This window comes from Caballeronia sp. SL1002 (assembly GCF_057814995.1).
The window spans coordinates 548,370-573,597 of sequence record NZ_JBYMUW010000005.1; the positions used below are offsets into that span (position 1 = coordinate 548,370).

19 protein-coding genes and 1 pseudogene are annotated in these 25,228 nt (G+C 62.9%); 17 read left to right on the top strand and 3 right to left on the bottom strand.

Annotation, left to right across the window (positions count from 1 at the left end; genetic code table 11):
• Positions 1-193: 193 nt before the first annotated feature.
• Positions 194-2,398, top strand: coding sequence for a TonB-dependent siderophore receptor (locus tag AC3D25_RS26950; RefSeq protein ID WP_488891540.1), 2,205 nt, complete (start codon positions 194-196; stop codon positions 2,396-2,398).
• A gap of 43 nt (positions 2,399-2,441) precedes the next feature.
• On the opposite strand, the gene AC3D25_RS26955 is transcribed toward AC3D25_RS26950, so the two are convergent.
• The gene (locus AC3D25_RS26955; protein ID WP_488891541.1) at positions 2,442-3,509 is read right to left on the bottom strand and encodes an SDR family oxidoreductase; all 1,068 of its coding nucleotides are present in this window, start codon (positions 3,507-3,509) and stop codon (positions 2,442-2,444) included.
• Positions 3,510-3,614: 105 nt separating this feature from the next.
• Between AC3D25_RS26955 and AC3D25_RS26960 the strand changes: the two genes are divergently transcribed.
• From AC3D25_RS26960 to AC3D25_RS26985, 6 genes are all read left to right on the top strand, one after another.
• The gene (locus tag AC3D25_RS26960) at positions 3,615-4,523 is read left to right on the top strand and encodes a LysR family transcriptional regulator (RefSeq protein ID WP_488891542.1); all 909 of its coding nucleotides are present in this window, start codon (positions 3,615-3,617) and stop codon (positions 4,521-4,523) included.
• Between the two features lie 213 nt (positions 4,524-4,736).
• Positions 4,737-6,836 carry a hybrid sensor histidine kinase/response regulator gene (locus AC3D25_RS26965; RefSeq protein WP_488891543.1) on the top strand — a complete coding sequence of 700 codons (2,100 nt, stop codon included), beginning with the start codon at positions 4,737-4,739 and terminating at the stop codon, positions 6,834-6,836.
• Positions 6,837-7,018: 182 nt separating this feature from the next.
• Positions 7,019-9,658: a hybrid sensor histidine kinase/response regulator gene (locus tag AC3D25_RS26970; RefSeq protein ID WP_488891544.1), complete on the top strand. Its 2,640-nt coding sequence runs from the start codon at positions 7,019-7,021 to the stop codon at positions 9,656-9,658.
• Positions 9,659-9,716: 58 nt separating this feature from the next.
• The gene (locus AC3D25_RS26975; protein ID WP_488891545.1) at positions 9,717-9,989 is read left to right on the top strand and encodes a hypothetical protein; all 273 of its coding nucleotides are present in this window, start codon (positions 9,717-9,719) and stop codon (positions 9,987-9,989) included.
• A 1,261-nt stretch (positions 9,990-11,250) separates the two neighbouring features.
• Entirely contained in the window at positions 11,251-11,565 is a 315-nt protein-coding gene (gene hmuQ, locus AC3D25_RS26980) for a heme-degrading protein HmuQ (RefSeq protein WP_488891546.1), read from the top strand.
• A gap of 48 nt (positions 11,566-11,613) precedes the next feature.
• On the top strand, positions 11,614-12,081 hold the full coding sequence (locus AC3D25_RS26985) for a YjjA family protein (RefSeq protein ID WP_488891547.1): 468 nt from the start codon (positions 11,614-11,616) through the stop codon (positions 12,079-12,081).
• A 61-nt stretch (positions 12,082-12,142) separates the two neighbouring features.
• Here AC3D25_RS26985 and AC3D25_RS26990 read toward each other — a convergent pair whose 3' ends face one another.
• On the bottom strand, positions 12,143-12,337 hold the full coding sequence (locus AC3D25_RS26990; RefSeq protein WP_488891548.1) for a hypothetical protein: 195 nt from the start codon (positions 12,335-12,337) through the stop codon (positions 12,143-12,145).
• A 95-nt stretch (positions 12,338-12,432) separates the two neighbouring features.
• On the opposite strand from AC3D25_RS26990, the gene AC3D25_RS26995 reads away from it, so the two are divergent.
• A complete protein-coding gene (locus AC3D25_RS26995) occupies positions 12,433-13,029 on the top strand; it encodes a TetR/AcrR family transcriptional regulator (RefSeq protein WP_488891549.1) in 597 nt (198 codons plus the stop codon).
• 55 nt (positions 13,030-13,084) lie between these two features.
• A pseudogene (locus AC3D25_RS27000) lies at positions 13,085-13,345 on the top strand (LysE family translocator); the annotation flags it as partial.
• A 20-nt stretch (positions 13,346-13,365) separates the two neighbouring features.
• On the opposite strand, the gene AC3D25_RS27005 reads toward AC3D25_RS27000, so the two are convergent.
• Positions 13,366-14,922 carry a methyl-accepting chemotaxis protein gene (locus AC3D25_RS27005; RefSeq protein WP_488891550.1) on the bottom strand — a complete coding sequence of 519 codons (1,557 nt, stop codon included), beginning with the start codon at positions 14,920-14,922 and terminating at the stop codon, positions 13,366-13,368.
• Positions 14,923-15,226: 304 nt separating this feature from the next.
• On the opposite strand from AC3D25_RS27005, the gene AC3D25_RS27010 reads away from it, so the two are divergent.
• From AC3D25_RS27010 to AC3D25_RS27045, 8 genes are all read left to right on the top strand, one after another.
• Positions 15,227-16,144, top strand: coding sequence for a LysR family transcriptional regulator (locus tag AC3D25_RS27010; RefSeq protein ID WP_488891551.1), 918 nt, complete (start codon positions 15,227-15,229; stop codon positions 16,142-16,144).
• A 170-nt stretch (positions 16,145-16,314) separates the two neighbouring features.
• On the top strand, positions 16,315-17,370 hold the full coding sequence (locus tag AC3D25_RS27015; RefSeq protein ID WP_488891552.1) for an LLM class flavin-dependent oxidoreductase: 1,056 nt from the start codon (positions 16,315-16,317) through the stop codon (positions 17,368-17,370).
• Positions 17,371-17,446: 76 nt separating this feature from the next.
• Positions 17,447-18,466: a flavin reductase gene (locus AC3D25_RS27020; RefSeq protein WP_488891553.1), complete on the top strand. Its 1,020-nt coding sequence runs from the start codon at positions 17,447-17,449 to the stop codon at positions 18,464-18,466.
• Between the two features lie 161 nt (positions 18,467-18,627).
• On the top strand, positions 18,628-20,052 hold the full coding sequence (locus tag AC3D25_RS27025; protein ID WP_488891554.1) for a spinster family MFS transporter: 1,425 nt from the start codon (positions 18,628-18,630) through the stop codon (positions 20,050-20,052).
• A 119-nt stretch (positions 20,053-20,171) separates the two neighbouring features.
• Positions 20,172-21,599, top strand: coding sequence for an aldehyde dehydrogenase family protein (locus AC3D25_RS27030; RefSeq protein WP_488891555.1), 1,428 nt, complete (start codon positions 20,172-20,174; stop codon positions 21,597-21,599).
• A gap of 40 nt (positions 21,600-21,639) precedes the next feature.
• Positions 21,640-23,262 (top strand): 3-(methylthio)propionyl-CoA ligase, encoded by a 1,623-nt coding sequence (locus tag AC3D25_RS27035; RefSeq protein WP_488891556.1) that lies wholly within the window; start codon positions 21,640-21,642, stop codon positions 23,260-23,262.
• Positions 23,263-23,343: 81 nt separating this feature from the next.
• Positions 23,344-23,760 carry a GFA family protein gene (locus tag AC3D25_RS27040; protein ID WP_488891557.1) on the top strand — a complete coding sequence of 139 codons (417 nt, stop codon included), beginning with the start codon at positions 23,344-23,346 and terminating at the stop codon, positions 23,758-23,760.
• A 99-nt stretch (positions 23,761-23,859) separates the two neighbouring features.
• Complete coding sequence (locus AC3D25_RS27045) at positions 23,860-24,993, top strand: porin (protein WP_488891558.1); 1,134 nt, start codon at positions 23,860-23,862, stop codon at positions 24,991-24,993.
• Positions 24,994-25,228: the final 235 nt, after the last annotated feature.

The following is a 25,228-nucleotide window of genomic DNA, read 5'->3' on the forward strand; positions in this document are numbered from 1 at the left end:
CGTCCATAACGCCGCATAAGCGCATCGGCGCGCGCCTTCTCGCGCGCTCAGTGCCGGCCAAGCGCATGGCCCAGGTCCGATCGACCAGCCGAATCAATTCAACAAGAAAACGGGATGAGCGCGGGCCGACAGGTCTTCGTTCTTTTACAAAGGCGCGGCCGCTTGGCCGCACCGCTATTGGGAGCATCGGAACATGGAGTGGGCAACGGGCACGCGTCGGAGTGCGATCGCGGCAGCGGTAAGCGTGGCGTTCTACGTCGCGGCGGCTAGCCAGGCCTACGCGCAAGAGACGCAGGCAACGGGTCAGGCACAACAGGACAACTCGACGCAACAAGGCACGACGCTGCCGCCGATCACGGTCAACGCGGCATCGGAAACGGATGGCACCGTCGGCATGGTCGCGCGGCGCACGACGAGCGGCACGAAGACCGATACGCCGATCAACGAAATTCCGCAGACGATCAACGTCGTCACCGCCGCGCAGATCGAGGCGACCGGCGCGACGAGTATCAACGAAGCGCTGCGCTACATTCCGGGCTTCTCGTCCTACGGCGCGGACGTTCGCTCCGATTGGTACTCGGCATTGCGCGGATTTACGCCAACCGTATTCGTCGATGGTCTGCAGGTGCCCAACACGCTGAATCTGGCGAGCTGGCGCGTCGATCCATACATGATCGACAGCCTCTCGATCTTGCGCGGTCCGACCTCGGTGCTGTACGGGCAGGGCGATCCCGGCGCGATCGTGGATATTCAGAGCAAGCTTGCCAATGGCGAACGCATCCGCGAAGTCGGCATGCAGATCGGCGACTACGCACGCAAGCAACTTCAGTTCGATATCGGCGACAAAATCGACAAGGACGGCACGCTGTCGTATCGCGTCGTCGGCGTGGGCCGCGACGGCAATTCGCTGACCGGACCGAACGCGGAGCAGCGCGTGTCGATCGCGCCTTCGGTGAAGTGGCAACCGAACGCGAGCACGTCGCTGATCGTGGACGCGACGTATCTGCAGGACTGGGGCGACGCGTCGAACAATTTCTTGCCCGCTGAAGGCACGGTGCTGCCGAATCCGAACGGGAAGATTTCGGAAAACCTCTACACCGGCGACCCGACCTACTCGTACTATCGCAAGAAGCAGTGGTCGGTCGGCTATCAGTTCGAACACAAGCTCGATCCGATCTGGACGTTCCGTCAAAACACGCGCTGGATGCATCTGTCGCTCGATCAGGGCGCGGTGTGGGGCGGCGGGCTCGACGCTACCGATCCGACGCAGCAGACGCTCTCGCGCTACGCGGGTCTGTTCCAGATGAATTACAGCCGCCTCGATATCGACAATCAGGCGCAGGCGCGCTTCGGCACGGGTCCGTTCGAGCACACGGTGCTGATGGGCTTCGAGTACAACCAGCAAAATACGACCGATAGCGAATGGCTCGCGCAAGCGCCGAGCCTCAACATGTATAACCCGGTCTATACACCGGTCACGACCGCGATCTTCAGCGGGCCGGATTCGTACGGCCAGACCAATATCCGCTCGACGCTCGATAACTTCGGCCTCTACGCGCAGGATCAGATCAAGCTGCAGCGCTGGGTGCTGACGATCGGCGGACGGCAGGACTGGAGCAACACGAAGCAGAACGATATCGTCGGCGGCACGCAACTCAAGCAGGACGATCACGCGTTCACGGGCCGCGTCGGCATGACGTATCTCGGCGACTATGGCCTCTCGCCGTACATCAGCTACTCGACCTCGTTCAATCCGATCGTCGGCGTCAAGATCGCGGGCGGCGGACTGGCCGCGCCGACGAAAGGCCGTCAGGTGGAAGCCGGTATCCGCTGGCAGCCGACGTCCAGGAATCTGATGCTGAACGCGGCGGTCTACCAGATCAACCAGTCCAACGTGGTCACGCCCGATCCGACCGATCCCACCGGCACGTTTTCCGTGCAGACCGGTGAAGTGCGTTCGCGTGGTGTCGAGTTGAGCGCGGTGGGTAACGTCACGCGCGATTTCTCGGTGATCGCGGCTTATGTGTATCAGGACGTGAAGAACGTCGCGGCCAACGACGAGTCGCTGAACAAGTGGCCGGTCTCGATCCCGCTGCCGCGTCAGATGGCGTCGCTCTTCGCCGACTGGACCTGGCACGGCGGTCCGCTCACGGGCCTCGGATTCGGCGCGGGCATTCGCTATCAGAGCGGTCTCGCGGGCGCCTACGACAACTCGTTGTACATCCCGAGCTACACCGTGTACGACGCAGCCGTTCACTACGACACGCGCAACTGGCGCTTTGCCGTCAATGCGCAAAACATCTTCAACCGCACGTTCGTGAGCGGTTGCCAGTCGTCGTCGGTGTGCTTCTACGGCAATCCGCGCACGGTGATCGCGAGCGCTCGCTACAACTGGTAAACATCGCCGGCGCGCAGCAGCATGACGCTGCGCGCCGGATCGATCACGCTGGAATGACCTTTTCGCGCTTGAGCCGCTCGAACAGGTCGATGAACGAATCGCGCGTGCTCTGATAGTCCAGAAAGCCCGCCTTGCGGCTCTTGCTCATGTCGGTCACGACTTCCATCGGGCGGCCCAGATCGGCGTCCGTATGCCACCACGAAGCGAGCTTTTCGATCGCGGGCTCTTGCAGCCGATGACGTTCGGCGATCTCCTTCCACGCAACCGCCGCGTCCTGCATCCGGCCTTCGAGCGGACGAACCGTGCCATCGAACGGTGCGGCTTCCACGCCGAAATATTCCGCGATTTGCGTCCACATCCATTTCCAGCGGAACACGTCGCCGTTGACGACGTTGAAGTCTTCGTCGCGCCCTTTTTCACTCGTCGATGCCCATTGCAGCTGCCGCGCGAGAAGCCGCGCATCGGTCATGTCGGTGAGACCGTGCCATTGCGCCGCCGAGCCGGGGAACACGAACGGCTGTCCGGTTTCCTTGCACAGGCTCGCATAGACGGCGAGCGTCACGCCCATGTTCATCGCGTTGCCGAGCGCGAATCCGATGACCGTATGCGGACGATGAACGCTCCATGTAAAGCCGTATTTGCGCGCGGCATCGAAGAGACGGTCTTCCTGCTCGTAATAAAAATTGGCGACATCCTGCCGGCCCTGTTCCTCGCGAAACGGCGTCACCGGCACGGCGCCGGTCGCATAGGCCTCGAAGGGTCCGAGATAGTGCTTGAGACCCGTGACGAGCGCCGCGTGACCGTCCTTCAGCTTCGGCCCGACCACGTCGAGCACATTGCGAACCATCGCGCCGTTGACGCGGATATTCTCCTGCTCGCTCGCCTGCCGCGACCACGCTGCGAAGAACACGCGATCCACCTCCAGCGCGTCGAGCGCCGCCTTGACGGCGTCCGGCGAGGTGAGGTCGGCCGTCAGGGGCAGGCATCCCGCGACGACCGGCGTGCGCCCGCGCGACAGCCCGTGCACGGTCCAGTCCTGTGCGAGCAACTGCTCGGCCAAAGCCGTGCCGATCACTCCGCTCGCCCCAACGATCAACGCGCGATTTGCCATGGTGCAACCTTCTTCAATGATTAGAGAGATCAAGGATACTCGCGACTCGGTTTCGCATTCACGCTAAGATTTCGCGTCATTCACGAAAATCATTCTCTAATCGGCATGCAACCCGCAGAACGCTTGAAGGGCATCACGCCATTCGTATACGCCGCCGAAGCGGGCAGTTTCGCGCTCGCGGCCGAGCGGTTGAATGTCACCAGTTCAGCCGTCAGCAAGAGCGTGGCCCGTCTGGAAGCGCGGCTGGGCGTGACGCTTTTTGCACGCACCACGCGCCGTCTCGCGCTCACCGATGCAGGCCGCGCCTATTACGAAACCTGCACGCGCGTGCTAATGGATCTCGCCGACGCGGAAGCCGTGCTGACCGCGCAAAAACTCGATCCGGCAGGGCGGCTGCGTATCGATTTGCCCGCGACCTTCGGGCGTCTTCGCGTGATGCCCGTGCTGTTGCGCTTTTGCGCGCAGTATCCGAATCTTCGCCCGCATGTCACGTTCACCGACCGCTTCGTGGATCTGATTGAGGAGAGTATCGACGTCGCCGTGCGGATCGGCGGCGGGCGCGACTGGCCCGCGTCGGTTGCGCATCGCGAGCTGAGCCGGGAGCGGCTGATCTTTTGCGCCGCGCCGTCGTATCTCGCGAAACGCGGCACGCCACAAGACGTGGCCGATCTCGCCGATCACGATTGCGTCGTCTACGTGCGGCCGGACGGGTCGATCGGCCCGTGGTCGTTCGCGGCGGCAGGCGGCATTATCGAGCGGCGCGCGGTGCCGCACCGGTTCGTCGCGAACGATGCCGAAGCGCAACTCGCGGCGGTGCTGAACGGACTCGGCGTCGCGCAACTCGCCACGTGGCTCGCGGAAGACGGCTTGCGCTCAAGCCAGTTGGTGGAAGTGCTGGCGGGTTTTTCAACCGACGGTTTGCCGCTGCAGGTCATATGGCCGCGCGCGCGTCAGCTGACACCGAAGATCGACGCGCTGCTGCAGATGTTCGACGCGGAACTGCGGATCGATTGATGTGCATCTGAAAGCGCACGCGGTCCATCGATTGCTCATACAATCGCGATCAGCGGGACGCGTCGTGCGGACCCGCTTTTGCGCTTGACGCTCAAGGAAACCACGCGAGGCCCGGCGGGCAAAATGGATAGCGGATCGTCAGCGGCACCCACGCAGGCGGAGAGCGCGAACGAACGGGCCATCACTTTGCGCTCGTTCCGGTCGCAACGAAACATGCTGCGTGCCGTTGCTATCGGGTCTGTGGCATTCGCATTCGGGTTCCTCGCCATCGTCGCCGCGAGCGACTGGACGTCTCGCGTTAGTTCATACGAGACGCTAGCGGTTCGCACGGCGCGGGCCGCCGAAGAACATGCGCTCAAGATGCTGGAACTTAACGAAGCGCTTAATCAACAGGTCATTGCTTCTATCAGCGAGTTCGACGACGACGCCGACATCGAGCGCAACGAAGCCGTCATCAACCAGCGGCTTAAGGCGATGGCAACGCGCATGCCCTCGGTGGCGTCGATTTTCATCTCCGGTTCCGATGGCGTGCTGCTCGCCTCTAGCGCGGCATTTCCGGTGCCGCATATCTCGATCGCAAATCAGGATTATTTCATCGGCGCGCGCAACGGCGATCCGTTGCAACGCGTGTCGCGTGTGTTCGTCGGACTGGTGACGCACGAACGCGTCTTCAATACGACCATGAAACGCACCCATCGCGACGGCAGTTTCGCGGGCGTCGTTTCGATCGCGCTGAGACTCGGCTATTTCGACGACTTCTACCGCGAGACGGTCGGCATCGAGCCGCACTGGCGCATCGACCTGACGCGCGCCGATGGCGAAATTCTCGCGCGATATCCGGCGGCCGCCCGCAAAGACGCGAGCACCGATCCCCAAATTCTCGACATGGTGAAACTCGGCAGCCCGGGCGGCTTATTTCGTTCATCGGGCGGCGCGGGATCGGGCCAGACACTGTTGGCGTTCAGCAAAGTGGACGGCTATCCCGTGTTCGTAACAGCGAGTTTTCCGCTCGACGCAATTCGTGCAGCGTGGCTGCGCTATGTCGGTTTGCTCGCGGCCTGCCTGCTCATTCCGTGTCTTATGTTGTGGAGCGTGATCGCGCTGTCGCTGAAACGGCTGACACGCAGCGAACGCGACTGGGAAGCGCTGCAAGCGGAAATGGCGGTGCGCAAGGTGGTCGAGGAGGCGTATCGCGAATCTCGCAAAATGGAGTCGCTCGGGCATCTCGTGGGCAGCGTCGCACACGATTTCAATAATCTGCTCATGGTGGTGTCCGCGAACATCCAGGTCGCGCGTCTGTCGGGCGGATCGAAATACGATGCGCAAATTGCGGCGATCGAGCGCGCGGTACACGAAGGACAGAACCTGACGCGTCAATTGCTGGGCGTCGCGCGCAAGCAGCCGTTGCGCGCCGAGACGATCGACTTGCCCGCGTGGTTCGGAGAGCGCCACGAGCGATTCGCCGAGCTGCTCGGCGCGCACGTCGAGGTCGACGTGCAAATCGACGACGCTGCATGGCCCTTTCACGCCGATCCCGACGAACTAGAACTCGCGCTGACCAACATCGCGTTGAACGCGCGCGACGCCATGCCGAACGGAGGAACCTTCCGGTTAAGGGCGTCGAATCTCGAGATCGGCGGTCCGCGAACCGTTTCGCTCAATGGGGAATTCGTCTGCTTGTCGCTCGAAGATAACGGCACCGGCATGAGCCAGGACGTTCTCTCGCGCGCATTCGAACCGCTCTTCTCGACCAAGACTTCCGGCCGCGGCGTGGGCCTCGGGCTCGCTCAGGTCTTTGCGTTTTGCGAGCAGGCGGGCGGCTTGGCGACGCTCGAAAGCAAGCTGGGCGAGGGCACCACGGTGCGGCTTTATCTGCAGCGCGAAACCGCGCCTGTTATCGCCCTCGAGCGCGGGGACGATCGCGAAAAGAGGGAAGCCGTTGCGTTGTCCGTGCTGCTGGTCGAGGACGACAACGACGTCGCGGAGGCGAACGAAGCACTGATGATGACCCTCGGCCACGTCGTCACGCGCGCGGCGAGCGCCGACGAAGCGCTCGCGATTCTCGACGCATCGCCGGCCTCGAAGATCGATGTCGTCGTGTCGGATATCCAGATGCCCGGCAGCATGAACGGCATCGACCTTGCCGACAATCTTCAGGATTCTCGACCGCAACTGCCGGTGCTCCTCGTGACCGGCTACGCCCGCGAACTGGAGCGCGCGCGCAGTGCCAACCGGGCGGTATTCTCGAAGCCTTTCGATATCCAGGCGCTCGATGTCACGCTTCGCCGGATCGGCGCACGCGCGAGCGCGTGAAAACATTCAGTCGCGCTAAACGTACGATTATTAATGGAATGGTAAAAGCGTTGACCTCGTTTTCCATTTATGTCGATAAACCCGGCGGTGGCTCGAAACATGCTGCTATGGGTGGCTTTATCTCGCGGATGTCTCGTCATTCAGAGGCCTGAACGCGACACTAAAATAGACGGAGAATCCGCATGTCTGCTCCCAATCCCGCCGACGTCCTTCCTTCGCTCGTCTGGCACGCGTCGCCGGACCGGCGCATCAAATACGTGAACAGCTGGAGTTGCGTCTATCTGGGAAAACACGCCGAGGCGCTGCATGAACAAAGTTGGGACGCTTTTGTGCATCGCGACGACGTCGGGTCGATTTTGCAAGCATGGCGCACGATGTGCCGTGGTGCATTTCTTCAGAGCGTCGATGTGCGTTTGCGGCGCGCCGACGGTGTCTACCGGTGGCATACCGTCCATCTGCAATCGGTGAGCAATGCGTTGCGCCGGATCGAATCGACCATTGGCGTCGGCATCGACATACACGACTGCAGGCAGGCCTGGGAACTGTATGAATCGAGCGAGCGCCGTCTGCAGGCAGCGTTCGACGGCGCGCGCGTCGGCGCCTGGGAGTGGAATATCGAAACCGGAATGACGCGCATGACGTCCACGCTCGTCGAACTTTACGGCTTGCCCTGCGGGACCGATACGGCGACCAGCGAACTACTCTGGCAGCGCGTGCCAAGCGGTTTTCACACCACCTTCAAGGAGGCGCTGGATCGCGGACTCGAAGGCCGAGCGCCGTTCGAGATCGACTATCCGATCTCGGCGGACGGCGGCGAGTGCCGCTGGCTGCGCATGCGCGGCGAGCCCGAATTCAACGCACACGGCGCGCTCGTGCGCGCCCACGGTGTGACGTTCGATATCACCGAGCAGCGCCGCGCCGAAGAGCGGCGGCGTCATAGCGAGCGTCGCTACCGGGCGCTGGTGGAATCGACCACGGCGCTCGTGTGGTCGGCGAATCCGCGCGGTGAAGTCAGTGTCGCCGGCGACTTGTGGTCGCGTTTCACCGGCAAGCCGGTCGAGCGTCTTACCGGACACGGCTGGCTCGACTCCGTGCATCCCGACGACCGCCCGAGCGTCGAGCGTGTATGGTCGAAGACCATGAACCAGGATCTCCCGGGGAGCTACGTCTTTCGCATTCGCCGGCACGATGGCGTGTATCGCGTGATGAAGGCTCAGGCGGTGCCATTGCGCGACGATCACGGCGGGCTGCTCGAATGGTTCGGCACGACCACCGACATCACCGAGCGGCACGAGCAGGAGGCCGCGAAAGATGCGCACAATCTTCGGCTCTCGGTCGCGATGCAGGCGGCGCATATCACGATCGTATCGATCAACCTTGGCGACTGGTCGTTGTTGTTCGATCGCGGCGCGCGCTCGAAACGCGGTGCGAGGGAAGCGGGTCAGGGGCTCAAGTATCAATCGGTGCTAAGGCGCGTTCACGCCGATGACCGAGAAAGATTCGACGCGTTCCTGGTGCGGCTTGCCGAAGGACACGATCCGGATTGTCCGTTCGAATTCCGTTTTCGCACCCATAGCGGCGAGCGCTGGCTGCATGGCAGCGCGCTCTTGCAGCGTACCGAGGATGGCCGGCCGCTGCGGATTATCGGCAGCGTCGCCGATATCACGGACTTCAAGCGCATGGAACTGACACTGCGCCAGACCGATCGGCGCAAGGACGAATTTCTCGCGATGCTCGCGCATGAATTGCGCAATCCGCTCGCGCCGCTGCGCACCGCGGTTGCGCTGATCGAACGTTCGGGAAGCGCCGACTCGCGAACCAGCGAACTCGTCGTCCTCATGCAGCGGCAGGTGGAACACATGACGCGCATTGTCGAGGATCTGCTCGAAGTGTCGCGCATCAGTCAGGGGCGGATCATCCTCAGGAAGGAGCCGATCCTCGTCGGCAGCGCCGTGTATAGCGCCGTCGAATCGATCATGACGATGGTGGAAAGTCACGCTCAAAAATTGCAGGTGAGCGTGCCGGATGCGACCGTCTGGGTCTGCTGCGACCCGACGCGCCTGGCGCAGATTCTCGTGAACCTGCTGAACAACGCGAGCAAATATACGCCGGACGGTGGGCGTATTTCCGTGGAAGTGGAGTCCGATGAGGCGCGCGTGTGGGTGTGTATCGCGGACACCGGAACCGGCATTTCCGCTGACCTTTTGCCGAACGTGTTCGAACTGTTTTCACAAGGCGACCGGACACTCGATCGAGCGAATGGCGGACTTGGAATCGGGCTTGCGCTCGTCAAGAAGCTGGTCGAGGCGCATAGCGGCACGATATCGGTCGAAAGTCCCGGTCCGGGATTAGGCACGACCGTGACGGTGCGTTTGCCGCGCTTCAATCAACACGAACGGCATGTCCACGCGCGTTCGCCGCTGCTGAAAAAGCGCGACAGCGCGCACGCCGCGTTGCAGATCCTCGTGGTAGACGACAATCGCGACGCCGCCGATTCGCTCGCGATGCTTTGCGAAACCGACGGCCATACGACGTGCGTCGCATACGGTTCGGAAGCTGCGATCAGCGCGTGCGAGCGTTTTGTCCCCGACGTAGCAATGCTCGATATCGGGCTGCCCGACATCGACGGATACGAGCTGGCGAAACGTTTGCGCCACAGGGGGGAATTGTCGCCGTTGCTGATCGCGATTACGGGGTACGGACAGGCGGAGGACCGGATGCGTGCGCAGTTGGCGGGCTTCGATTACCACTTTGTCAAGCCGGTCGATGTCGGCAAGTTGATGGGGCTGCTGGCGGACCATGCGAAGCGGATTTCGACGTAGGTACAAAGGGCGCTGTCGCCGGCAGAAACAAACGGTGCATTGCTTAAAGTTTTGGTGCATGCGCGCCGTCAACCTTGAAATGGAAAACGAACGCGAAGTACCTTACAGCCCCGACGATCCCTGGTTTTTGCGGGCGCGGGCAATCAGTCTCAGCGTGGCCGCCATCCGGCGCGCACGTGGAGTGTTGAATCCGAGCGATTTTCCGGTCGGATCTACCGAATGGCATGCGGCCATGAAGGATTTTGCCGGCGATGTACTGCGGGCGCTCGGGAATGGGTTTCCCGATTTTCAGCTTGATTTCGATGTGGGTAAGCGGGCAGCGAACGATTGATTTTCGCTGGCGCTTGGGGGTGGGGTTTGTCGTTCAGTGGTTGCTGTGAACTTGAGTGAGGTTTTCGTTTGCTGGCGGCGCTGTTTTTGTTTGCCTGCGGTTACCTGGAAACTTGCTTTCGTGTGGGTTCGTTAGCACGCGGGTATGCGCGGCAGCAGTCACTTTCTTTCGCTAGCTGCAAAGAAAGTAACCAAAGAATTCCGCGCCGTGGGCGGCTTTGGCGCGGGGCTACACCTTCTGATATTCCTGCGTCTTCTGTGAACTTGCTTTCGTGTAGGTCTATTAGCACGCCGCTATGCGCGGCGGCAGTCACTTTCTTTGGCTGGCTGCAAAGAAAGTAACCAAAGAATTCCGCGCCGTGGGCGGCTTTGGCGCGGGGCTACACCTTCTGATATTCCTGCGTTTTCTGTGAACCTGCTTTCGTGTAGGTCTATTAGCACGCCGCTATGCGCGGCGGCAGTCACTTTCTTTGCTGCTGCAAAGAAAGTAACCAAAGAAAGCAGCGTGACCGTCTAAGTGTCCACCACGAACCGCAACCGGGAGTGGTACGCAAGCTGATTCGGCCGTCGCACCACAAGACAGAGTGGAGCCGCTCATTCATCCCGGCAGGCACGAAGTGCCTGCCGGAACGGCATAACCGAAGAAACCAAACCAAACCAAGCCAAACCGATGGTTTTTAGATATGCCCGTCGTCCGAGCGCAGCGAGGACGGACCTGACAGGTGCTGTGCCAATCCGAACGACTGCGAGATAGCCGAGTCAGCCTGCGCGCCTATCCGCGAGGTTATTCGAGGTGGACACTTAGGCGGATAAGCTGCTTTCTTTGGTTACTTTCTTTGCAGCAGCAAAGAAAGTGACTGCTGCCGCGCATAGCGGCGAGCTAATAGACCGACACGAAAGCAAGTTCCCAGAAAGCGCAGGCAAACAAAACCAACAAGCGCCAGCAAAACCAAAACCGCCACTCCGGCGCAAAGAAACCGACGAACGTGGGCCTCAGACCACCCTCCGGTGCGAGCGTCATCGCGCGCGATTCGTTCTTGCCGTCGAGCAAATCGGTTTGCAATATGGACGCACGTATTGACCGGATCAAACCGCCCGGAGCGAACCCATTGCTTGGCCGCACCCAAGAGTGATTTGCCGCTGTTCGGCGGGCGTAGAATCGGCGGGGCGCGCGAGCGGAATGTCGCGCTAGCCGTTCGGCAATTCACGCGGCCGCGCGCTCATCCATCAGCGCAGTTTCACCAAGATGAGGATCTCAGAGCATGTACATCGCCATGAACCGGTTCAAGGTGGCACTCGGCTCCGAAGCGGCTTTCGAAGAACTTTGGACCACACGCGATACCCATTTGAAGGACGTTCCCGGCTTCGTCGAGTTTCATCTGCTGAAAGGCCCGAAGAAGGACGATCACACGCTGTATTCGAGCCACACGATCTGGGCCGATCACGCGGCCTTCGAAGGCTGGACGCAATCGGACGCTTTTCGCGCGGCGCATCGGAACGCGGGCGGCGAAACGCGGTCGTTATATCTGGGGCACCCGGAGTTCGAAGGTTTCGACGTGATCCAGACGGTGAAATAGAAACCACACGGGTGGCCACGTCCGTTAAGACAGAAAGGGGTTGAGTCTATGAAAGCTGATTTTCGTCGCACACGTAGAGCCGCCGCAGCCGCGGTTCTGATCGTCATGTCGGGCGTCGCGCCGCTCGCGCACGCGCAACTCGGCAACTTGCTGAACCAGGGCGGCTCGCAGGGATCGTCGGGTGGCCTGAGCGGCCTCGGCAGCCTGGGCAGCGCGCTGGGAGGACAGTCGCTAACCTCCGGCAGCATGGGCAACGTCGCCGGCGTGCTGGAATATTGCGTGAAGAACAACTACCTCAGCGGCAACGGGGTGTCCTCGGTGAAGGACTCGCTGATGAGCAAGCTGCCGGGCGGATCGAGCGCCGCTCCATCCGATGGCGGCTATACCGACGGCGCGAAAGGCATCCTCGACGGCGGCAACGGCAAGAAGCTCGACCTGAGCGCGAGCGGCCTGAAAGAGCAGATCACCAAGCAGGTCTGCGACAAGATTCTCGCGCAAGGCAAATCGATGCTGTAAAGCGCGGGCGGCGGTGCCGCCCACGGCGTGCGCGGAGCTTCGATCAAACGTCCGGATGCGCTCAATATCCCCGCGCGTAATCCACCAGCATCCGGTTCCTGTTTTCACTGGTCGTCGGGTTCGTGGCTTGCGTCGTGCGCGCGCCGCTCTCGTATCGACCGGCGGCAACGCCGCCCGACGCGCTGTCCGGTCCCGCGCACGCAGCAAGCACGACGATGGCGGGCAACAGCACCGCTGCCACTTTGAGGCTTTTCATAAACGATCCCTTCGCTTCGTGGACCGGGAAAAATGGCGCCCGGCATCGCCGATCTATACAATGACTAGATACCATTAAAGCGGGTGATCTATACAATGTCAAGTTTGAAAATGGCTTATCACCACGGCGATTTGCGGACAGCGCTGCTCGACGCGGCGCGTGCGATCGTCGCGGAAGAGGGCATCGGGGGGCTGACATTGCGGGCGTGCGCGCGGCGGGCGGGGGTCTCGCACGGCGCGCCGCTGCATCATTTCGGAAGTCTCGGCGGATTGCTGGCCGAGTTCGCGGCGGATGGCTACGAGCGGCTGGCGGCGTCGATGGACGAAGCGATTCGCGCATCGAGCGGCGATGTATTGCACGCGACGGGTCGAGGCTATGTGACGTTCGCGGTTCAATTCCCGCAGCATTTCCGCGTGATGACGCGCAACGAGGCTTCGCTCGCCGATTCACCGCGTCTGCGCGACGCGACGGCGGCGACGAAGCGTCGTCTGCACGACGCGCTCCGTCACGAATACGAGGCGGCAAATGGCGTGCCGCTGTCCGATGCGCAGTTGACGGTGCGCGCGGCGCTCGCGTGGTCGTGCGTTCACGGCTACGCGTGTCTCTGGGTGGACGGTTTGCTCGATGAACCCGACGCCGGCGCGCTCGACGCGTTGCTCACGCAACTGCATCCGGCGTTGATCGGCGCGTGAAAGCCGAATTCTCGATCAGTCTCGCGACTACGCTGAGCAACCCGAAGGCCGCACGAAAACGGCGATCTGGTACGGCATCTTCGCCGCGCTGTTGCCGCGGCATCCGTCCGGGTGGGTTTACGCCGCGTTGCCGCCGCTCGTGTTCGGCGTGGAAGCGGGGTGGTACACGGTCGTCGCGCTGTGTTTTTCGAGTCGGCGCCCGCGCGAAGCGTACTGTCGCGCAAAGCGCCGGGTCGACCGGATCGACCGGATCGCGGCTGCTGCTAGCGCGACGCTCGGTCTGCGGCCGGTTTTGAACGCCAGGCAGATCGGCTTGCAAGGCGCGTTAAAGCCGATTCAGCCGGCCAGCGAGAACACCGCGACGGCGCTCTTCAACTGCCGTGCCTGATCGGCCATCGACGACGCCGCGGCCGCTGCCTGCTCGACGAGCGCCGCGTTCTGCTGCGTGACCTCATCCATCTGCGACACCGCGCGGTTGACCTGCTCGATCCCGGTGCTTTGCTCCTGCGACGCCGACGAAATCTCGCCCATGATGTCGGTCACGCGACGCACCGCCTGCGTCACTTCGGCCATCGTGCGGCCTGCCTGCTCGGCGAGTTCCGCGCCGCCATCGACACGGGTGGTCGAATTTTCGATCAGTTCCTTGATCTCTTTCGCCGATACCGCGCTGCGCTGCGCCAGTGAGCGCACTTCGCCCGCGACGACCGCGAAGCCGCGTCCTTCGTCGCCCGCGCGCGCGGCCTCGACCGCCGCGTTCAGCGCGAGAATGTTCGTCTGGAACGCGATGCCTTCGATCACCGCGATGATGTCGGTCATGCGTTTGGAACCGGCTGCCAGTTCGCGCATGGTGTCGACGACGTCGCCGACCAGCGCGCTGCCGCGTGCCGCGATTTCCGATGCCCCGTTCGCGACGCCGCCTGCCTGCTGTGCGTTTTCGGCGTTCTGGCGCACGGTGGCGGTGAGTTGCTCCATGCTCGACGCCGTTTCCTGCAACGACGCGGCTTGTTCCTCGGTGCGTTGCGAGAGGTCCGTATTGCCCTGCGCGATTTCGCTCGATGCGGTCAGGATCGACTCGCTCGACTGGCTGATATCCGCGACGATTCCCGCGAGCCGCTCGCGCATGTCGCCGAGCGCGTACAGCATACTGGTGGTGTCGCCGGGACGCGTCGCGACACGCATGGCGAGGTCGCCGCCGGCGATACGCTGCGCGATATCGGCGGCGTAATCCGGCTCGCCGCCCAACTGGCGCGAGAGACGCCGCGCGATCAGCGAAGCCAGCAGCGCGCCGGCTGCAAGGGAGGCGAGCATCATCGCGGCCATCACGATCCGCATTTCGCCGTAGGTGTCCGCCGCCGCTTTTTGCGCTTCGACCGCGCTCTCACGACGATAATCGACCAGCGCGGCGATGCTGTCCCGCAGCGCCTCGCTCGAGGCGATCGCGCGGCGCACGAGTTCGGCGTGATCGATGTCGGCGGGCGGGGCGCTCAGTCCGGTTTCCTGATGGACGATCGTTTCCCAGTCTGCTGCTTTGCGCGTGACGTCCGCGAACATTTCGCGGCCCCGGCTGGTGACCATGGTCGGCTGGTATTTATCGAACGCGTCGTGCATGTCCTTCAGCGATCCGGCGATGCCGTCTTTCAGACGCTGGCGGGCGGCGTCGTCGGCGGCATAGCCGAGATTCGACGCGCCGAGATCGGCCGTCAACTTGCTGCGGTTGGCTTCTTCGAGCCAATACAGACCCTTCATGTGGAGGTTGCCGATCTGCTCGGTTGCGTTGTTCATCGTCGAGAGCGTGGACAAGCCTGTCGCTCCGACCACCAGACAGAAGCTGATGGCGATGCCAAACGACAACAACAATTTCCGGAATACGGTCATGCGGTCGAACCACTTCATTTCACATTCCTTACGAATTACGAATCGTCATGGCGTGCCGCGTCGATGCGGCTAGCCGTTGGTTTCCCAGTCTTACGGCGGCGCGGCGCGCGACTTGATGATGGAATAGAGGAAATAAAAGGGGCGTGATAATGGAACCGGAAGGGATTACCGGACGCGTGCTGGACAATGGGTGTCGAGCGATTTCCGGCTTCATGCTGAGCGAGCGCGCGCACTGACCGGCATGGCGCGTGGAAGCGGGCGTTTCCATCCTAAGGTTAAACACCGTCATTAACGCGCTGACCAAACTGATATTGTCCGACCGATGCAAAAGATTAACCTGAAGTCCTTCGACCTGAACCTGCTCGCCGTATTCGTCATGCTCTGGGAAACCCGCAGCGTGACGCGTGCAAGCGACCGGCTGGCGCTGACCCAGCCGGCGGTCAGCCACGCGTTGCGACGATTGCGCGACGCGCTCGGCGACGAGTTGTTCGTCAGCGCGAAAGGCGGTCTTGTGCCGACACCGCGCAGCGAGGCGCTGATCGAGCCGGTCCGCGAGTCGCTCGAGCGAATCGGACACGCACTTCAGGTAGACGACGCCTTCGAGCCATCGCTGGCGAAGCGGGAATTCAACATCGCGGCGGGCGATATGGTCGAGTTCTCCGTCGTGCCGCAGTTGGTCGAGCGCATCAGGCAGGTCGCGCCGGGGATCGTCGTCAAACTCGGGCCGTTGCCGGAAGGCGATCTGGCGAGTCAGCGCATGGAGACCGGCGACCTCGATGCGATCATCGGCGCGCAGCCTTCGAAAGGCGTGGGCATCCGTCACGAAGTCCTCACCGAAATCGAACTCTCCACGCTGATATGGCATCGTGAAAATCTGACGGCGCGGCGCTTTCCACTGGCGCTTTATCTGGAGCGGCCGCATGTCGTGATCCGGATGGCCGACCAGCAGGCGTCCATCGTCGATGTCACGCTCGCCGCGCGCGGCTTGTCCCGGCCGATCGGCGCGGTCGTGCAGAACTTCATGACCATGCTCATGGTCGCCGCCCGAACGGGCTACATCTGCAACGTCCCCAGCCGGATGGCCCGCACCTTCGCGCAACTCTTCGAGCTGAGCGTGCATAAACCGCCGGTCGCCTTCGATGCATCGCCGCTCTTTATCTCATGGCACCGCCGGTTCGACGCCGATCCGGCCCACGCCTGGCTGCTCGAGCAAATCCGCGCGGCGGTCGAGAGCGCTTGACGGCGCCGGATTTGCGCTGCGTGAATCCGCTGGACGCCGCTCCTTCGGAACCGACAGTCCGTCGCGCGTGCCATTAGCGCCGTGCATGGCATGGATGAAGACACTTCATTTTACTTATGGCCCCGTGCCTGTTGATATAGCGCAAAGAACATCTATCAACGGAGACGGACATGAGCAGTAAAACACCTCTTTCCATGGGCTGGTTTTGCCCCACGCTCGGCGACACCAGCGCGTTCGGCGATCCCTCGCAAACGCTGCCGCAGTCGATGGAACATTTCGAGCGCGTCGCCGTGGCCGCCGAAAACGCGGGCTTCGACTACATGCTGATTCCGGTCTCGGCGCATTGCTGGGACGCGTGGGTCGCGGCATCGTTCCTCGTGAGCCGCACGGCGCGAATCAAGGCGCTCGTCGCGATGAAACCGGGCTTCATTCACCCGGTCGCCCAGGCCAAGATGATCTCGACATTCGAGCAGTTATCCCAGGGCCGTCTGTACATGAACCTGATTGCCGGTATCAGCGAGAAGGATGCGATCGCCGAGGGGCAGCTCGCTTCGAAAGAAGAGCGCTACGAACAGCTCGAAGAGGAAGTCATCATTATCAAGAAGCTGCTCTCCGAAGAGCAGGTTCAATTCCACGGCAAGTATTTTCATATCGACAAGCCGGTCATTATCCCGAAGTCCATTCAGAAGCCTTTTCCGCCGTTCTTCCTCGGCGGCGGCTCGGATCAGGCGGCGGATATTTCCGCCCGGCATTCGGCCGTTCATCTGTTCTGGGGCGACTACCCCGAGCGGATCGCGGAACAGATCAAGGACCTGCGCGCGCGCGCCGCCAAGTACGGCCGCGAGGACGAATTGCGTTTTGCGATGCGCTTGCAGATCGTTTGCCGGGAAACTGAAGAAGAGGCATGGGACGCCGCGCATCGGCTGGTGGCGAACGCGGACGGGTGGAAGGAGCAGGTTAAGAACCTGAAAATGGATTCGGTCGCGAATCAGCGCCAGCAGGAACTTTCAAAGACCGTCGGCAGCAAGATGACGCCGCATCTGTGGACGGGCATTACCGATGTCCGGCCGGGCGCCGGTGTCGCGGTGGTCGGCAATCCGCAGCAGGTGGCCGATCAACTGAAGGCGTTCATCGAGGCCGGGTGCAGCGGCTTCTGCCTGTCCGGCTATCCGCATCACGAGGAAGCGGAGCGTTTTGGACGTCTGGTGATGCCGCTGCTCGTGTAACAGAACCATCCTTTATCTACCCTAGCCAAGTAACAGCAAATCAATAAGCGGCAGGGTGCTCAAGCAGGAGACAAGCATGAACATGGCAATCGATGCCAAGCAATTTCGCCGGGCCTTGAGTTCGTTCACGACCGGCGTGACGATCGTGACGACCCAGGGCGACGACGGCAACGATTACGGATTGACGGCGAACAGTTTCAACTCGGTTTCGATGGACCCGCCGATGGTGCTTTGGAGCTTGGGAAAGAAGTCGTCGAATCTGCCGGTTTTCGCGGCGACCGATCACTTCGCGGTTCACATTCTCGCGGCGGATCAGGAGCATTTGTCGAACCGGTTCGCGAAGTCGGGAACCGACAAGTTCGCCGGCTGCGCGCTCGACCGCGGGCACGGCGGCGTCCCCCTTCTGGACGGCTGTTCGGCGCGTTTCGAGTGCCGCGTGGTGCATCGGTACGAAGGCGGCGACCACGTGATTTTCGTCGGCGAGGTGATGAACTTCGACAGCTTCGACCATCCGCCGCTCGCCTTTCACGGCGGCAATTACGGTCTGGTCATGAAGAAATCCGACAGCGCCGCCGAAGCCATTGAAGCCGACGGCAGCTTCGGCGATGGCTGGCTCGGATTTCTGCTGGCTCGCGCCTATTACCAGTTGCTGATTCCGGTGCGGAAAAACCTGAGCCATCACGGCCTGCGCGAGATCGACTACAACATCCTGACCGTCCTCAGCATGGGCGAGGGACGAACGCTCGAAGAACTCGATCAACTGGTTTCAATTTCCGGCTCGCGCGTGACGCAGGACGACCTCGGACAGTTGGTCGAGCGTGGGCTTCTCGTGCTGAACCAGCGCGACGTATCGCGACGCGAGGTGAGCTTCACCGACGACGGCCGCCGTTACGCGATCGAACTATTAGCGATCGCGAAAGCCTCGGAAAGCGACGCGGAGCGCGATCTCGATTATCGCGAAGCGCAGGTCATGACGCTGCTGCTCAAGCGGCTGATCCGGTCGAGCGCATCGGAGCTTCCCGATCACTGGCGCAAGGAGCGGTTCTGGCAGGAAAGCAGTCTATGGCGCGATCGGGGGTTATCGAAGGTTCCTTGAGAGCCGGGAACACACCGGCGGAAAAGACGTTTCGTCCGTAGCGCGGTATCGCGGTATCGCGGTATAGCGGTATAGCGGTATAGCGATATCGCGAGCGGACGAATTCCCGACAGGTTGCCGAAGCGAAAATACAGGCAATCGGATATGAGGGGGAGACAAGCATGAAAACACAGAACAGACAGACGGCAGATCAAGAAGGTTCGAGTCTGAACGGCCGGCGCTCATGGTACGCGGTCGGGGTGCTACTCGTTGCGTACTTTTTTTCGATCATGGACCGGCAGATTCTCACGCTGCTCGTCGGGCCAATACAGCAGACCCTGCACGTCAACGACACGCAGATGGGCGTCCTGCACGGTTTTACCTTCGCGGCCTTTTATGCGCTGATGGGATTGCCTATCGCGCGTTTTATCGACCGTGGCGACCGGCGCTTCGTCATCGCGGCGGGCATCGCGCTGTGGAGTCTCGCCACGGCGGCGGGCGGGCTGGCGACGGAATACTGGCATCTGCTGCTGGCGCGGATCGTCGTGGCTGTCGGCGAAGCGGTGCTGATACCCGGCACGGTGTCGCTCGTCGCGGATCTTTTTACGCCCGGCCAGCGCGGCCGTCCGATGACGCTCTTCGGCGCGAGCGGCTCGTTCGGCTCCGGTGCGGGGCTGATCGCCGGCGGCTTGATACTCGGCGTCTTCACGCTCACGCCGCCGGTTCTGCCGGGATTGGGCGTCGTCTATCCGTGGCAGGCGACGCTCATGGCGTTGGGCTTGCCCGGCCTCGTGGTCGCGTTGCTGATGCTCGCGGTGCCCGAGCCGCGCAAAGCACGCGGCGCACGCGGTGACGCTGGCAGCGTGAACGACGGCGCGCCGACCGAGCCGCCCGTCGCAGCGGTGACCCGCTACTTCGCCGAAAACCGCAGGACGCTCGTCGCGCTCATGTTCGGCGCGGGCTTCTTCTACGCTTGCGTGTACGCCTGGGCATCCTGGATGCCGACGTATTTCGTCCGCGAATTCGGCTGGAAATATCCGCAGATCGGTAAAGCCATCGGCGTGCTGCTGGCGGTTTTCGGCCCGTTCGGTTCCGTACTCGGCGGCTGGCTGGGCGGACGGTGGCAACGGCGCGGCGTGCGTCATGCCTATCTTCGGGTCGCGCTGGCGGGAAGCATCGGAATCGTCGCTTCGACGCTCGGCATGGTGTGTATGCCGAGCGCAAATCTGGCGCTCGTGTTCATGGCAAGCGCTTCGATATTTTCGTTCTTCCTCTTCGCGGCGGGTCCGCTTGCGATCCAGGAAGTGTCGCCGGGACCGATGCGCGGCCAGTTCGCGGCGCTTTACACCGGCATCCTGACGCTGTTCGGCGCGGGTTGCGGACCTGTCGCGGTCGGCCTCCTGACCGACTACGTGCTGCGCGATCCGCTTGCGATCGGGGTTTCGATCGGATGCGTGTGCGCCGTGTTCGGCGGCCTTGCCTGCATCACCTTTCGACGCGGCTTCGCTTCTTATGCCGACACGCTCGATCGCGCAGCGGCGTGGGTTCCCGCGCCTTCGCAGTCGCCGCCGGCCAAGCCCGAGAAGCTTCGCACCGTGGCGCACTGACGCAAGGCGACCGGCTTAACCCCTGACACCTGGCTTTATCCACCGCGCGCCTTGAGCGACGCGCGCGTTTGCGCGCGCGTCTCACGGCGGCCAGTCCCACTACAACGAGGAAAGAACCAATGAAAATTCACGAAACTATCTACGTCGATGGTAAATGGGTGCGCCCGCACGGCGACGACTATGCGGAGGTGCGCAATGCCACGACCGAAGCCGTGATCGGACGTATCCCGCTCGGCACGGCGGCCGACGCCGACGACGCAGTGCGCGCCGCGCGCGCCGCTTTCGACGGCTGGTCGCGGACGACCCCGCAGCAACGCGCCGAATGGCTCGGCAAGATCGCCAAAGGGCTGGAAGCGCGGGCGGGCGAAGCGGCGCGGTTCGTGAGCGAAGAGGTCGGGACGCCGATCGGCTGGTCGCAGTTCGCGCAGGCCGGCGCGCCGGTCGCTCACTTCGCGGTGGCGGCTCAACTCCTCGAGTCCTTCTGCTTCAGCGAAACCGTGGGCAATTCCGACGTGCTGCGCGAGCCGGTCGGCGTGGTGGCGTGCATCACGCCGTGGAACTATCCGCTCACGCTGATGGCGGCGAAGGTCGCGCCCGCGCTCGCGGCGGGCTGCACGGTGGTGCTCAAGCCGTCGGAAGTCGCGCCGATGACCGCTTATCTGCTGGCCGAGGTGATCGATGAAGCCGGGCTTCCGCCCGGCGTGTTCAACCTCGTGCCGGGGCTGGGTCCGGTGATCGGCGAGGTGCTGGCGTCGCATCCGCAGGTGGACATGGTGTCCTTCACGGGATCGACCGCTGCCGGGCGGCGGGTCGGCGAACTGGCCGCGCGAAGCGTGAAACGCGTCGCGCTCGAACTGGGCGGAAAGTCGGCGGCGATCCTCCTCGACGACGCCGATTTCGCGAACGCGGTGCCCGGCGTCGTCCAGGCTTGCTATCTCAACAACGGCCAGACCTGCTTTGCGCACACGCGCATGCTCGTGCCCGCGCATCGCATGGACGAAGCCGCGCGCATCGCCGCGGACGTGGTCGGCGGCATGGCCGTGGGCGACCCGCTCGACGCGCGCAACGCGGTCGGGCCGCTGGTCTCGGCGGTCCAGCAACAACGCGTCCACGACTACATTCGGCAGGGAATACAAGGCGGCGCGAAGCTCGTCGCGGGCGGGCTGGGCGCGCCATCGGGCACGACGCGCGGCTACTTCGTCCAGCCGACCGTGTTCGCCGGCGTCACGCCGGACATGGCCATCGCGCGGGAAGAAATCTTCGGCCCGGTGCTGAGCATCCTTGCCTACGACGACGAAGCCGACGCGATATCCATCGCGAACGATTCGATCTTCGGCCTGAGCGGCGCGGTCTGGTCCGCCGATATCGAGCGCGCCAGACGCGTCGCGCGCGGCATGCGCACCGGTCAGGTGGATATCAACGGCGCGCCGTTCAACCTGCTCGCGCCGTTCGGCGGCTTCAAGCAGTCCGGCAACGGGCGGGAGTTCGGCAAGTACGGCATCGAGGAATACCTCGAATACAAGTCGGTGCAAATGCCGCTTCAGTGAGCCGGCGTTTTTTACGTCTGCATCGGATAAGGACTACACCATGCTTGGATCAATGATGGACCGGCCGCTGCTGGTTTCGTCCCTGCTCGGACACGCCGAGCGGCAGTTCGGCGATACCGAAATCGTGTCGCGCGAAGCGACCGGCGCGCTGCATCGATACACCTTCCGCGCGGCTGCATCACGGGCGCGGCAACTGGCCCGCGCGCTTGCCGGTTTGGGCGTTGCGCACGGCACGCGCGTCGGCACGCTGGCATGGAACGACTATCGGCATCTGGAGGCGTATTTCGCGGTGTCGGGCAGCGGCGCCGTGCTGCACACGTGCAATCCGCGTCTGCATCCCGACCAGCTCGCCTACATCGTGAACCACGCGGAAGACGAAGTCATGCTCTTCGATCCGGCCTTCCTGCCGCTCGTGGAAGCGATCGCGGCGCGCTGTCCCGCGCTTCGCCACTACGTCGTGCTGTGCGCCCGCGCGGACATGCCGCAAGCGAGCACGCTGCCGGATCTTCGATGTTACGAGGATCTGCTGTCGGCGTGCGACGACGCCTTCGCGTGGCCCGAATTCGACGAGCGCACCGCGAGCGCGCTTTGCTACACGTCCGGGACGACGGGGAATCCGAAAGGCGTGCTGTACACGCATCGCTCCACGATCCTGCACAGCTTCGCGCTGAGTCTGCCCGACACGCTCTCGCTCTCGGCGAGCGATTGCGTGCTGCCGGTCGTGCCGATGTTCCACGTCAACGCGTGGGGCATTCCCTACGCGGCGGCGATGAACGGCTGCAAGCTCGTCCTGCCCGGTCCGAAGCTCGACGGCGCGAGCCTCTACGAACTGATCGAAGGTGAGGGCGTGACGTGCAGCGCGGGCGTGCCGACCATCTGGCTCGGACTGACGCAGTACATGGAGCAACGCGGTCTCACGCTCACGACGATGAAGCGCAGCATCGTCGGCGGTGCGGCCATGCCGCTCGCGCTGATCCGCACGTGGACCGAGAAGTTCGGCGTCGAAGTGCGTCACGCGTGGGGCATGACGGAGACCAGTCCGCTCGGCACGCAGGGAAGTCTGCTGCCGAGGCACGCCGGCCTGCCGGTCGAGCAGCAATGCGCGCAGCGCGCGAAGCAGGGACGGCCGGTGTTCGGCGTCGAACTGCGCATCGTCGATGCCGACGGCGATGTGCTGCCGCGCGACGGTCACTCGGCGGGCGAACTGGAGGTGCGCGGTCCGTGGATCGCGGCGGCGTACTTCAAAGGCGAAAAGCCTGCGCTGCGTGATGGCTGGTTCCCGACCGGCGACATCGCGACCATCGACGCCGATGGCTACATGCAGATCACCGATCGCCTGAAGGACGTCATCAAGTCGGGCGGCGAATGGATCAGTTCCATCGATCTCGAAAACGCGGCGGTCGGGCATCCGGACATTTTGACGGCCGCGGTGATCGGCGCGAAGCATCCGAAGTGGGATGAGCGGCCGGTGATGCTGCTCGTGACCAGGCCCGGGCACGACGCCGACAAGGCCAGCGTTCTCGCGTATCTCGCGGACAAGGTGCCGAAATGGTGGCTGCCCGAAGAAGTGATTTTCGTCGATGCGTTGCCGCTCGGCGCGACGGGCAAGGTGCGGAAGATGGACTTGCGGCGGCAGTACGCGGAGGTGCTGTGCGCGGTGTGATGCGCCGGTAGCGCGGCGGATGTTGGATCGAAAGTAATAACTTGGAACGACGAGGAATCGATGAGTGAAATGAAGAATGAGATGAAAAGTGAACTGACAGGCGGGTGCCTGTGCGGAAGCGTTCGATACGAAAGCCGCGAGCCGGCGGTCGTGAGCGCGGTGTGTCATTGCTCGCATTGTCAGAAGCAGTCGGGGAGCGCGTTCTCGGTCAATCTGATGGTCCCGGCGGCGGCGTTTTCGGTGACGTCGCAGACGCTCGCCACGTTCGACGACATCGGCGACAGCGGACTCGGCGTCAAGCGGCATTTTTGCGGGCGTTGCGGATCGCCGATCTATTCGGAGCTGGAAGCGAATCCGGGCGTCGTGGCGATCAAGGCAGGCACGCTCGACGACCCGTCGCGGGTCGAGCCGCAAGTTCATTTGTGGCGCGCGTCGGCCCAGCCGTGGGTGCCGGTCGCCGACGGAGCGCAATGCTTCGACCGTAATCCGGCTTCATAGCGGAATCGCGAGACATGCGGATCCGGGATCGTTCGAACGCGGCGCGAAGACCAGCGGCGAAACCGGATCTCGTTACATCAAAAAAATAGAGGAGACGACATGAAGTCGAGATGGATGGTTGCGGCTGCTGCCGGTGCGCTCGGTGCGCTCGGCGGGACCGCGCAAGCGCAGTCTTCGGTGACGTTGTACGGCGTGATCGACGCCGGGGTGTTTTATCAGAGCACGGCGGCGGCCTCGTTCAGTCCGGCGGCCAGGAATCTGGGCAAGCTCTACCGGTTCAAGGACGCGGGCATTTATTCGAGCAACTGGGGCATGACGGGAACGGAGGACCTCGGCGGCGGCTATCGCGTCAACTTCAAGCTGCAGGGCACCTTCGATTCCGGCACCGGCAAATCCGGCCTGTCGGATACGCCCGGCGTCGCCGCGATGTTCAACCAGATCGCGAGCGTTGGCGTCTCGGGGAAATTCGGCTCCGTGAACGCGGGTCGCCAGATCGCGCCGATGGCTTACGCGATGGCCGAAACCGATGTTCGCGGCGGACGCTGGTTCGGCAGCATCCTGACCTCGTGGCTCGGCATGAATCAGGCGGCGGGCTGGCTCGGCGCGAGCACGAACGGCCCGCTCGGCGCGCTGTACGACAGCAACGCGATCGTCTACGAATCGCCGAGTCTCGGCGGCGCGAAAGCCTTGCTCGAATATGCGCCCGGCGGCGTTGCGGGCAGCCCGCAGGGCAACACGCGCGAGTCCGCCGTGCTGAAATATTCGAACTACGGCTTGAGGCTGTCGGCGGTCTATTACAACGGACACGACACGAATCCAGGACCGAACGCCGTTCCGAGCGGCCTGGCGAATAACCGGCTGATGTACCTCGGCGCGCTGTACACATTCCACGATGTATCGGTGTCGGCGTCGTACAGCAACGGCAAGAATCCCGCGCGCGCCAATCAGGTGGATATCGATATGTTCACGGCCGGCATCGGTTATCGCGCGACCCCCGCGCTCAACTTCACGAGCGGGATCTACTATCTGAAGGACAGGAATAATTCGGCCAACAAATCCACGGAAATCGCGGCGGGGGCCGAATACAGCCTGTCGAAAAGCACGATGATTTACGGCGAAGCGGGACACGTCAACAACAAGGGAAACATGACGCAAACCATCGCCTACGGCCAGCCGGTCGCGCCCGGAATGGCAACCACGGCGTTCATGATGGGATTGCGCCACGCGTTTTAACGTGCATCAAGCGGCATCAAGCGGCATCAAGCGGCATCAAGCGGCATCAAGCGGCATCAAGCGGCTGCGATCATCCACGACCCGGTCAGCACCAGCGCACACAGCCAGATCCGGTCGAAATTGATCCAGCCGCGCCGCAGCACGCCGACGGCGGCAGCAGCCTTTGGCAGCATCAATACTCGTGCCTTTCAGCGCGGAGAACTGGATGTGAGGGTGTTCCTGTGCAGGCTGTCGT

What these genes read in the sequence shown, in the direction of transcription:
- AC3D25_RS27005 (WP_488891550.1), bottom strand. Translation starts at nt 14,922, where the DNA reads ATGAAGTGGTTCGACCGCATGACCGTATTCCGGAAATTGTTGTTGTCG.
- AC3D25_RS27020 (WP_488891553.1), top strand. Translation starts at nt 17,447, where the DNA reads ATGAACATGGCAATCGATGCCAAGCAATTTCGCCGGGCCTTGAGTTCG.
- AC3D25_RS26960 (WP_488891542.1), top strand. Translation starts at nt 3,615, where the DNA reads ATGCAACCCGCAGAACGCTTGAAGGGCATCACGCCATTCGTATACGCC.
- AC3D25_RS26985 (WP_488891547.1), top strand. Translation starts at nt 11,614, where the DNA reads ATGAAAGCTGATTTTCGTCGCACACGTAGAGCCGCCGCAGCCGCGGTT.
- AC3D25_RS27035 (WP_488891556.1), top strand. Translation starts at nt 21,640, where the DNA reads ATGCTTGGATCAATGATGGACCGGCCGCTGCTGGTTTCGTCCCTGCTC.
- AC3D25_RS27010 (WP_488891551.1), top strand. Translation starts at nt 15,227, where the DNA reads ATGCAAAAGATTAACCTGAAGTCCTTCGACCTGAACCTGCTCGCCGTA.
- AC3D25_RS27030 (WP_488891555.1), top strand. Translation starts at nt 20,172, where the DNA reads ATGAAAATTCACGAAACTATCTACGTCGATGGTAAATGGGTGCGCCCG.
- AC3D25_RS27015 (WP_488891552.1), top strand. Translation starts at nt 16,315, where the DNA reads ATGAGCAGTAAAACACCTCTTTCCATGGGCTGGTTTTGCCCCACGCTC.
- AC3D25_RS26995 (WP_488891549.1), top strand. Translation starts at nt 12,433, where the DNA reads ATGTCAAGTTTGAAAATGGCTTATCACCACGGCGATTTGCGGACAGCG.
- AC3D25_RS26965 (WP_488891543.1), top strand. Translation starts at nt 4,737, where the DNA reads ATGCTGCGTGCCGTTGCTATCGGGTCTGTGGCATTCGCATTCGGGTTC.
- hmuQ (WP_488891546.1), top strand. Translation starts at nt 11,251, where the DNA reads ATGTACATCGCCATGAACCGGTTCAAGGTGGCACTCGGCTCCGAAGCG.
- AC3D25_RS27045 (WP_488891558.1), top strand. Translation starts at nt 23,860, where the DNA reads ATGAAGTCGAGATGGATGGTTGCGGCTGCTGCCGGTGCGCTCGGTGCG.
- AC3D25_RS27040 (WP_488891557.1), top strand. Translation starts at nt 23,344, where the DNA reads ATGAAAAGTGAACTGACAGGCGGGTGCCTGTGCGGAAGCGTTCGATAC.
- AC3D25_RS26950 (WP_488891540.1), top strand. Translation starts at nt 194, where the DNA reads ATGGAGTGGGCAACGGGCACGCGTCGGAGTGCGATCGCGGCAGCGGTA.
- AC3D25_RS26970 (WP_488891544.1), top strand. Translation starts at nt 7,019, where the DNA reads ATGTCTGCTCCCAATCCCGCCGACGTCCTTCCTTCGCTCGTCTGGCAC.
- AC3D25_RS26955 (WP_488891541.1), bottom strand. Translation starts at nt 3,509, where the DNA reads ATGGCAAATCGCGCGTTGATCGTTGGGGCGAGCGGAGTGATCGGCACG.
- AC3D25_RS27025 (WP_488891554.1), top strand. Translation starts at nt 18,628, where the DNA reads ATGAAAACACAGAACAGACAGACGGCAGATCAAGAAGGTTCGAGTCTG.
- AC3D25_RS26990 (WP_488891548.1), bottom strand. Translation starts at nt 12,337, where the DNA reads ATGAAAAGCCTCAAAGTGGCAGCGGTGCTGTTGCCCGCCATCGTCGTG.
- AC3D25_RS26975 (WP_488891545.1), top strand. Translation starts at nt 9,717, where the DNA reads ATGCGCGCCGTCAACCTTGAAATGGAAAACGAACGCGAAGTACCTTAC.